At 54.8% G+C, this 9,788-nt stretch carries 8 protein-coding genes; 7 read left to right on the top strand and 1 reads right to left on the bottom strand.

The features are described from left to right. The coding region (locus ACRBB0_RS26165; protein ID WP_431377412.1) for a Hint domain-containing protein at nt 1-1,047 on the top strand (1,047 nt) is incomplete at its 5' end. 239 nt (nt 1,048-1,286) lie between these two features. Here ACRBB0_RS26165 and ACRBB0_RS26160 read toward each other — a convergent pair. Then, nucleotides 1,287-2,963, bottom strand: a complete 1,677-nt coding sequence (locus ACRBB0_RS26160; RefSeq protein ID WP_431377411.1) for a hypothetical protein — start codon at nt 2,961-2,963, stop codon at nt 1,287-1,289. A gap of 396 nt (nt 2,964-3,359) precedes the next feature. Here ACRBB0_RS26160 and ACRBB0_RS26155 point away from each other — a divergent pair, with 396 nt between their 5' ends. From ACRBB0_RS26155 to ACRBB0_RS26130, 6 genes are all read left to right on the top strand, one after another. After that, complete coding sequence (locus tag ACRBB0_RS26155) at nt 3,360-3,707, top strand: hypothetical protein (RefSeq protein ID WP_431377410.1); 348 nt, start codon at nt 3,360-3,362, stop codon at nt 3,705-3,707. Nucleotides 3,708-4,066: 359 nt separating this feature from the next. Next, nucleotides 4,067-5,014 (top strand): LysR substrate-binding domain-containing protein, encoded by a 948-nt coding sequence (locus ACRBB0_RS26150; protein WP_431377409.1) that lies wholly within the window; start codon nt 4,067-4,069, stop codon nt 5,012-5,014. A 117-nt stretch (nt 5,015-5,131) separates the two neighbouring features. Further along, a complete protein-coding gene (locus ACRBB0_RS26145; RefSeq protein WP_431377408.1) occupies nt 5,132-6,661 on the top strand; it encodes an amidase in 1,530 nt (509 codons plus the stop codon). A gap of 1 nt (nt 6,662) precedes the next feature. Continuing rightward, entirely contained in the window at nt 6,663-7,946 is a 1,284-nt protein-coding gene (locus ACRBB0_RS26140; protein ID WP_431377407.1) for a TRAP transporter large permease, read from the top strand. A 23-nt stretch (nt 7,947-7,969) separates the two neighbouring features. Then, nucleotides 7,970-8,944: a TRAP transporter substrate-binding protein gene (locus tag ACRBB0_RS26135; protein WP_431377406.1), complete on the top strand. Its 975-nt coding sequence runs from the start codon at nt 7,970-7,972 to the stop codon at nt 8,942-8,944. A gap of 58 nt (nt 8,945-9,002) precedes the next feature. After that, nucleotides 9,003-9,530, top strand: a complete 528-nt coding sequence (locus tag ACRBB0_RS26130; RefSeq protein ID WP_431377405.1) for a TRAP transporter small permease — start codon at nt 9,003-9,005, stop codon at nt 9,528-9,530. The last annotated feature ends 258 nt before the right edge of the window (nt 9,531-9,788 follow it).

Genomic DNA, 9,788 nt, shown 5'->3' with positions numbered 1-9,788 from the left:
AACGACAGCTTGTATGGCGATGACGGCAATGACAGTCTGTTTGGCGGCGCTGACAACGATTATTTAAGCGGTGGAACGGGTGATGACACTCTGGAAGGTGGAACGGGTAACGACACCTTGGAGGGGGGCGCTGGAAATGACACCTTCGTCTATAATCAGGGCGATGGTGCAGACACGATCTCTGATTTCAACACTGGCAACACCGGCACGTTGTCAGATGGCGACAGCACCAACAACGACTTCTTGGATCTCTCGGATTTTTACGACGACATCTGGGAGTTGCACGCAGACCAAGCTGATGACGGGGTGCTTAACCAGTCGAATGATGGTGTGGGCGGTGTCGATTATTCGGACAATACCACGTTTGCTAACGGCTCGCTTACCTTCTCGGGAGCGAGCGCTGATGGCAGTTTCTTTACGGTCGAGAACACCGGCGTGGTGTGCTTTGCCCATGGCACCCAAATTCTGACGCCCAAAGGAGAGGTTCCTATCGAGCAACTGCGGCGGGGCGATCTCGTGGTGACGCGTGACAATGGTCCGCAGCCACTGGTCTGGATCGGGCGACGCCATCTGGGGCAACGTATTTTGCAGCAGGCCCCTAACCTGCGCCCCATTCACATCGCCGCAGAGTTCTTAGGAACCGAGGTGCCGTTGATCGTCTCGCCACAGCATGGCGTGGTGGTGCGCACCGATGGCGATGAGCGTCTGGCCCGGGCCGTGCATCTGGCCGAAACGCCCGGTGGGCAGGTGCGTCGTATGAATGGATGCCGGGCGGTGACATATTTCCACATTATGTTTGAGGCGCATCAAATCGTGTTCTCCAACGGTGCCCCATCCGAGAGTTTCTTTCCCGGGCGTCAAGCGCTTCAGGCCTTGAAAAAAGGTGCCCGCAATGAGCTGTTTTCGCTGTTCCCTGACTTGCGCAACCCTGGTCGCGACCGCACGTACGCGACCAAGGCGCGCCCATTCCTGCGCAAATCAGACATGCCGCCACGGCTGGCGACCTTGGAACCCAAGGTCAGCACGAGATATCAGATCAGCTCCTGAATAGGCGAACAATCTGATCTGTTCCCGGTAATGTGGACTACGGATTAAGTGAGGAACTGGCGCGATTTTTTGGGGCGGCCTGTCCTAAACACGACACAGGCCTTGGGTTTACGACAGTACAGCTGACCTTTGCGCAGGTTCTGCAAGAGGGCGATCGTTCGGAAAACAGAGGGCGACAACCGTGCTGTTCACGCGCCGCATTCTCAAAACTATTTCAAACACAGGATGCACTGGGCGGGCTATTGCGCTCCCAGAGCAGCTGTCAGTTTTGTATAATCATTGATGAAACGATCCGCGCTGGGTTGTTCCGAGCAAAGCCGCGGAACCGTTGATCCAGCATAATGCTCTGTGGTGATCCCGGGCCAGTTCGACCGCTGGTGTTGAATAACGGCGCGGGCGGCATCTGGTTGACCCGCCTGAACCAACAGCATCGCATGTGCCATATAGGTATATCCGACCTGAAATATCTGGGCAGCATCCGTTATCGCCTGAAGCGCCAGATCATACTCATTGCGATTTGTATGCAGAGTCGCGATCCATGTCAGAACAATCCAGCGGATTGGATCATCGCGCGACAGGTTTGCGTCAAAATTCAACGCCCATTGCATGGCGTCGTCGGGTACATCCGCACACCAATAGGGCATCAAACGGGAAAAAAAGCGGGCAAGGCTATTGCTGTTGTCAAGCTCTGTCACCCGGTGAAAGATGCGTTGACTGTCCGTGTGCCGACCCAGGTGCCAGTAGGACTGCGCGACATTGAACATTGTATTGGAATCAAGCGGAGACAGTTCGATCGCGCGTTCCGCATGATAGCGCGACAGGTTCAGATTTTCCTGTGTGTCCCAATCGGGATGTACGTTGGCCAGAAATCCGTATTTATCCGCCAGAACAGAATGCGCTGGGCCGAAGTCCGGGTCTTGGTCAAGCGCAAGTTTCATCAGCGTCACCCGCTCTGTTTCCCACTTTAGCGTCCCCACGGCAGGTCCAGAAACCCAAGTGCCAAGGATGAATAACTGTTCTGGCGTCAGGGTCGCGACATCGCGCTTTTCCAACAAAACCTTGGCCTCTCCGATCAGCCGTGTTTCCAGCTCTCCATTCAGCTTGGCATCTATCTCGTCTCGTACATCTGCGGATGTATCGAGACTGAAAAAATGGCTCCAAACGAGCTTTTGGGTGCCGTGATTGGTGAGTTCCACGCTGACATGGGGCGCACCGTTAAATTTTGTGATTGTACCGCGCATAACAAAGTGCCCGTCGTCGGCATTGCTTGGGCTCTGCGCCAAGAGCGCGACGATGGAGTTGTTGGAAAAGCTGTCTTTTACAAGAAAGGACAGTTCCTTTCCCAATTCATCACCGTCAAAATCCTCAACCGTAAGGGTGACCGGAGCCGCGGAAGGGGGGGGAGAGCTCTGCCAGACAAACAGTGAAAGCCCACCGAACAAAAGGATTGCAACCAAACCCAAAATTGCAGTCAATGAGCGATAGATTTGTGGCTTTTGCGCCTGTTGTGGGGCCTCAACGGCGCTTTCCTGTAGGGGGCTCGACACTTCGGAGGTCGCGGTTTCAGTGTCGGCAAACCGCTGGGTGATCTCAGGCCGGTAGGTGCCAACAGGAATATCGACCTTTATAACAGTATCGGCCCATTTGCTGGCCTCAAACAAGGCGATTGCCGCCCTCAGCCTTCCAACCTCAACACGCACGCTGCTATCTGTGGTTGGATCAAAGTCCTTCGGTTTGCCAAAGACATCTATCCCGATGGAATATGCCTTGATCTTGTCGCCCTCATTAGCGGCCTCTGCACGTAACAAGTATTCCAGCAGGGCAGGGCGCCGAGCCCCCCGCCCGAGAAGACCTGATTCGTCGAGCCTATCAAGGTAGGCGCGAATTCTGTCGTCCTGCTTCAATATATCATGCAACGTGATCTTTTCCCCATCAGGTCAGTAACGCAATGAAACTCCATAACAACCAGACTTTCGGACCCTGCGGATCCAATTTCAAAAAGGCGTGGCCTCATGGTTGAGCGCGCGCGGTGGCAGCATGTTACACGAGCGAATTTCAATGTTATATGATTTTGATCAATAAAATAAGCGCTTTTCTGCTTTTGGATTTCCGACGTTACATCTTTTTGTCACGTCGGAAACATGTTTCACGGAGGTTCTTTTTGGCAATACATCGTCTGTGTTGCCTGTTACCGCTAGCGTGATACTCATTTTTTCAGAGGCGACGGGCTATGGTTGAGGCAGATCAACCAGAAGAATTTTCCGAATGGACCTATCCCTTACAATGTTCACAAAAATGAACGGGAGCCTGAAATGCACACCCAATCTGGCCCAAGTCCGACCGAACCTCCGACCGAACCAATGCCGGTTGCCGCAATTCCGTTGCATCGTGCCACACTCATCGAACGGGACGCGCTTGTTGTGACCGCGTCAAAAGAGGCACAAGATGCCTACCAGCTCAAAAAAGTCATCGCCCTTCTCGAACAAATGGACGTTTTGAAAAACAGAAAATTGTGTTTGCAACTGGTCGCGACCCTTGCTGAAAGGGTGGGGTATCAGTGTGCCGGATACGCTGGAACAATCACCGTTGCCGAGCTTATGCTTATGTCTGCCCGGGCTTCGGAATTGGCGGAACGTGTTGAGCAGATGGATCACAACTGAACTGCGACGGATATGTGAAGGAATGCGCTTATCCCTTTGACCATGGTGGTCACGCTGCTCGAAACTCCAAGCCAGTTGAGACAGCATCACAGCCGAGCATTGGCTTTAATTTCTAAGAGAACATTTTCTGCGCTGTGACCAACAACCGAGATGCAGCGCTGGTTTCCGCTCCCGGCCCTTCGCATATGCAGCCTGAAGAAAACAACTTCGAAGTTCGCCACGAGCGATACGCCTCCCCCTCATTTTCAAAAGAATTGGATTGTGGTCTAGGTCCGTGATCCCATCCTGTGTCCCCTGTTGAAAAACTGTGGCACTGTAACGTGGGCTTCGTACTTTAGGCTTAACGGGAGGTGGCGCAAATGATGAGCAAGGGTTTTCAACAGGGAATAACGCTCCGGCAATTGCGTGCGCTTGTGGCGTTGTCGGATTTGAAATTGATTGCACGGGTTTCCGAAGCTCTTGGGGTCACGCAGCCCGCTGTGTCTAAGCAAATAGCTGAGCTGGAAAAAATCGTTGGCGTTCCGGTTGTCTCACGGGATCGCAATAGGCTTCACCTCACACCGATTGGCATGAGACTGGCTGAACACGCGCGCCAAGCGCTTGGGCAACTTGATCGGGCGGCGTTTGATATTGAGGCGATGACCAGCGGTGTGTCCGGTTCTGTGTCCGTTGGCGTCGTGAGTTCGGTTGCACCCACATTGCTGCCCAATACGATTGCCCTGTTCAAGCGCAGCACACCTCAGGCAAACGTGTCCATTTCCGAAGGGCATTTTGTTGAGCTTTTGCCGCAACTCGAGGCAGGCACGTTGGATCTTTTGATTGCGCGCATCTGGCAACCGCAGGAATTGGCGGGAATCGACCAGATGGCCTTGTTCTCGGAACCGGTCGTTGTTGTTGCGGGGCGCAATCATCCGCTCGCGACCGGAGTGAGCGTGAAGTGGGCGGATGTTGCCGATTACACTTGGATTTTGCCGCAATCAAATTCGGTCGCGCGACAGGCCGTGGACGCGCTGTTTGCCGCCAACGGATTGTCCCCACCAACCAACACGATTGCCTCGCTTTCGCAGGCATTGAACCTTGAGATTTTGCGTGCAATGCCTGCACTTGGCTTGCTGCCCCAGCGACTTGCACAGGCGCAGGCGCGACGCGGTGAAATCGTAACGCTTCCGCTGGATACGCACAATCTCCTGTCAGAGGCGCGGTGTTTTTGGCGAAAAGACTTGCTCGCGCAGAATGCGACACTTGAGTTATTCCTGAAGTGCCTTCAGCAAACGACCGAGGATTTTGGGACCATTCCGTTTGGTTAACGTATTCGGCGAATTTTTCATTATTCTTCATGAAAGCTTTCCCATACCTTAACGAAACACACGGTTTGGGAGGGCTTTTGTGTTTATTCGTTTCTCTTTGATATGTGGCGTCGACTCTTGAGTGACGTCAATCAGTGCGCGCGCTCCGCTTGCGAGGTTCTTGCTGCTTTTGCGGACAAGACCCTGACGCCGACCGAGTATCTGGCTGCTTGCCTGGAAGAGATCGCGCGGTCCAATCCCAAAATCAACGCTTTGACGGCAATGGACATTGAGCAGGCCAAGGTTGATGCCGCGGCTGCTACGGCACGTTGGCAATCGGGTGAACCGATTGGGACGCTAGACGGTTTGCCCATTGGTGTGAAAGATTTGCAGAACACCAAAGGCCTGCTGACCACCCATGGAAGCATTCGCGCCCGAGGGTTTATTCCTGACGATGATCTGCCGATGGTCGCGCGCCTGCGTGCTGCGGGGGCGATTATCCTGGCGAAAACAAATGTCCCTGAAATGGGCGCGGGCGGGAACAGCCGCAATCCGGTTTGGGGCGCGACGAGCAATCCCTTTGATGCGAATTTGGTTGCCGGTGGGTCGTCCGGTGGGTCAGCTGCGGCACTGGCAGCGAACCTTCTGCCTCTGTGCACCGGGTCTGATACGGGCGGCTCGCTGCGGATGCCTGCTGCTCTTTGCGGTATTGTTGGCTATCGCCCGTCCGTTGACGTGATTGCCCATCCGACACGGCCTTTGGGCTGGTCAGGGATTTCAGTGCTGGGTCCGATGGCCCGCACTATGGACGACCTGACATTGATGTTGGATGTGTGTCAGAGCCATGATCTTGATGATCCTTTGACGGCTCCTGCGCCGAGCGATCGCTTCAAAGCCTTGCCGACAGTGTCCTTGAAGGATCTGCGCGTTGGTTTCAGCGAGGATTTTGGCGGTGCTCCTGTTGAGCCGGGCATTCGCGAGACGTTTCAGGCCCGTCTTGATCTGCTGCGCCCGCATGTCAAAGAGTGCCGTCCTGCTGACCTCAATCTTGGGGATATGGATCGGTGTTTTGATATTCTGCGCGCCGAAAGCTTTGGTGTCGCCTTTGGCGACGGCATCAAACAAGACCCCGAGAGCTATGGCACACATATTAAAGACAATGTTGCGCTTGGGCAGACCATGTCTTTGGCGGACCGGGGCTGGGCGCATGCTGAACAGACCCGCATTCTGCGCAAGTTTAACGCGCTGATGGCTGATTTTGATGTGATTGTCTTGCCGACGTCTCCGGTATCCCCCTTTGCCTGGACCCAATCTCATCCTGCCGAGATCGACGGGCAGGCCATGGATATTTATTATCGCTGGCTGGCGCTTTGCTATCGCGGTTCGCTTGCCGGTGGTCCGGCGATTACGTTACCCTGTGGGCGCGATGCATCGGGAATGCCTTTCGGGCTTCAGATGCTGGGGCCTGTTCGGGGTGATGAAGACCTGCTCGCCGCTGCAAAGGCAGTGGAAACGCTGTTTGCAGGGTCTGCTGAAACAGCGCGGCCCTTGGCCGATATAGAAACCCTTGCGCCGTCAACGGTGGATCTGCGATCCATTGTGACACATCCCCCGGATGAGATGGCCAAGTCCGATTCCTCCAGAAGCGCTCTGCGCACGGCGGTGTAATATGTGGTTTATCCCGATCATCTTTATCTTGCTGCTGATCAGTGGCACGGCCTTCGCATACCTTATGGGGGCGGTTTCCGTTGTAACCTTTATCGCCGTGGACAAATCTCAGTTCCTGTCGATCTTGCCGCAACGCATTTTTGCTCAACTTGATGTCTTTGCCTTTATGGCAATGCCGCTGTTCATCCTGACAGCCGAGATCATGAGCCGCGCAGGTGTTACGCGCAGTCTGATTGACTTTGCCATGTCGATCGTTGGCCGGTTCCGTGGTGGACTGGGGCATGTGAACATTCTGACAAGCGTCTTTTTCGCGGGCATCTCTGGCTCAGCGATTGCAGATAGTGCGGCCCTGTCGCGCACCTTTGTGCCCGAGATGAAAGAACGCGGCTATGATCCCTACTATGCAGGGGCGATTACAGCGGCGTCATCCATGATCGGGCCGATCATTCCTCCGTCGATTATCATGATCATTTACGGTGGTCTGACCGGTGCCTCTGTTGCGGCCCTGTTCATCGCCGGTGTGGTGCCTGGACTTTTGCTCGCCGCCGCGCTGATGAGTTTGAATGCGATTATTGCGCATGTCAAAGGCCACCCGGGCGGGGCATCGGACGACCTGCCACGCTTCGTGCCTAGCCTTTTGAATGCCGCACCGGCCCTGTGCCTGCCTATCGTGATCCTTGGCTCGCTCGTGTTTGGGCTTGCCACACCTACCGAAGGTTCGGCCATCGCGGTTTTTGTCGCCCTCATGGCGGGGCAATTCTACAAGGGTCTCAACTGGCGCATGATCTTTGATGCGGTTGAATCCACGGCCCGGATGACCGGTACGATCTTTATCATTCTGGCAGCGATTTCGGTGCTGGGCTATCTGGCGGGGCAGTTGGGCTGGTCTCAGGCTTTGGCAGGATGGGTCGACTCCTTTGGCTTGACGGGCACAAAGTACCTGTTCTTTCTCGTCGCCATCTTTTTGATCGCAGGCATGTTCATGGACACGCCTGTGGCCCTGACCCTGCTGATCCCGCTGTTTGCGCCGCAAGCGATGGAGCAAGGTATTAGCTCGATCCAGCTTGGTATCGTACTGTGTTTCAATCTCTGCGTCGGTCTGATCACGCCTCCTTTGGGCAAATGTTTGGTGGTCGTCTCTGCGCTGACAAAACTCAACTATTGGCGGCTGGCCTATGCCGCGCTGCCCTTTATTGCCGTCCAGGTGCTCTTGCTGCTGGCGTTGGTCTATTGGCCCGCTCTCAGCCTGACATTACCGCGTCTGTTCGGATTTTCTGTGAACTAACAAAACGTAAGGGAGGAAGACCAATGAAACTCAAGGCACTTACACTTGCTGCGTTGCTTGCGATGGCAACATCTGCATCCGCAGAGGTCAAAATTGCATTGGACAGCAAACCGGATCTGGAAACATCAGGTTCGTATAACTGGGCGTTTGCCTTTGGCAACGCGCTGAAAGAAGCGGGCATGGACGTGCGCGAAATGCCACGTGGCTCTGTCGGCAATGAAGCCGAGAAATTTGATCAAGTCTCTACTGGCTTGCTTGAAGTCTCGCTTTCTGATGTGCGTGCTATCGCGCAGGTTGATCCGTTCATCTATGGCGTTCGTCTGCCATACATCTTCAGCGATATTGCACACATGGACCGCGCCCTGGCTGCGGGTGATGTCTATACGCGCATCAACGAAAACCTGGCTAAGCAAGACGCGATCGTTTTGGCGCTCGCCCCGCTTGGCCCTGCTTCTGGTGTGATCACCACAACCCAAGCTGTCCGCTCGCCTGCGGATATGTCCGAGCTGCGGATGCGTGCTTTGGATGATGCGCAAATCGCCATGTATCAAGCTTGGGGATCCAGCGGCACCATCGTGCCTTGGGGTGAAGTCCCTGCGGGCCTGCAAACCGGCGTGATCGATGGCTACCTGAACTCACCTTTCATTCCGGTGATGTTCGGCCAGACCGACTTTGTCAAAAACTTCGCCACCGCGGATGTGATCTGGCCACTGCGCGCCGTGATCGCGTCAAAAACGTGGTACGATGGTCTGTCGGATGAGGACCGTGCGACGGTAGATGCGGCCGTGGTCACAGCGGATGCTGCAGCACGGGCATGGCTTGCTGAAGCCTCCGAAAATGGGCTGGCTGCGTTGGAAGAAAAAGGCGTAACTGTTCAGCGTCTGACCGATGAAGAGCGCGCCGTATTCCGCGAAGCGTCTCTGCCAGTCTACAACTCAGACCTGATGTCCGCCGAGGATACAGAGCTGTGGAAGAAACTGTCTGACGACAACCGCTAAACCGATTGGCGGGCTGCCCAGTGCGGCGGCCCGCCATTACCCTATTCGGAGAAATTAGATGCGCCACCTCATCATAAGTACCAGCGACGGCTTGCATTTCGTCATGCGCCGCGTGGCCGTTTTTGCGGTTTGTGTGATGTTCCTGACGGTCGTGGTTCAGATCATTGCGCGCTATGTCTTCTCTTCTCCCCCTGTCTGGACTGAAGATGTGGCACGCTACGCGATGGTCTGGACTGGCTTGCTTGGCGCGACATTGTCCTTCAAGACACAGTCGGATGCCGTTTTGATGCAAAGCGTGTTTCCCCCGGCACCACATGTCTTGGCGGTTTTTGCAAAGGCCGTGCAAGGCGCTGCTGTGCTGACCTTTGTTCTACCGGTTATTTACTTTTGCTTCATCGGCTTGCGCGGTGGTTTCGCAAAGGGATACCTTGCCCGGCAATCTGGCCTGACCGCGGATACGCTAGGCATACCGATGGTCTGGATTTCTGTTGCCGTGCCTGTCTCTATGATCATCATTGTCATTCACCTGTTTGCACGCTGGGCCGGTGATGATGCCATTGAAGAGGCGGGCGCTCAGCTCGATTGATGGATCGGTTTGGATCAAAGTATTCAAAGTGAGTGACAGGGGCCAATTGGCCCCTTCATCCGTTTTGAAGGGATGTTTTTACTGCGACGGCTGGCCCTCGTGGGGATGAGATTTGCGAGACAACGCCGTCTGAGTGGCATCTTCATCGCGTCCCAAGATGAGGAGAATGGTTATTATCAGACGATATCTTGTTCTCGTGCTGCTCCAAATATCCCCCTTTGGTTAGGGAAACCTGACTAGCCTCTTAGATTTGGGGCA

The organism is Pelagimonas sp. (genome assembly GCF_050633425.1).
In the GTDB taxonomy this organism is placed as follows: Bacteria; Pseudomonadota; Alphaproteobacteria; order Rhodobacterales; family Rhodobacteraceae; genus Pelagimonas.
This window is presented reverse-complemented; position numbering and strand designations above follow the sequence as displayed.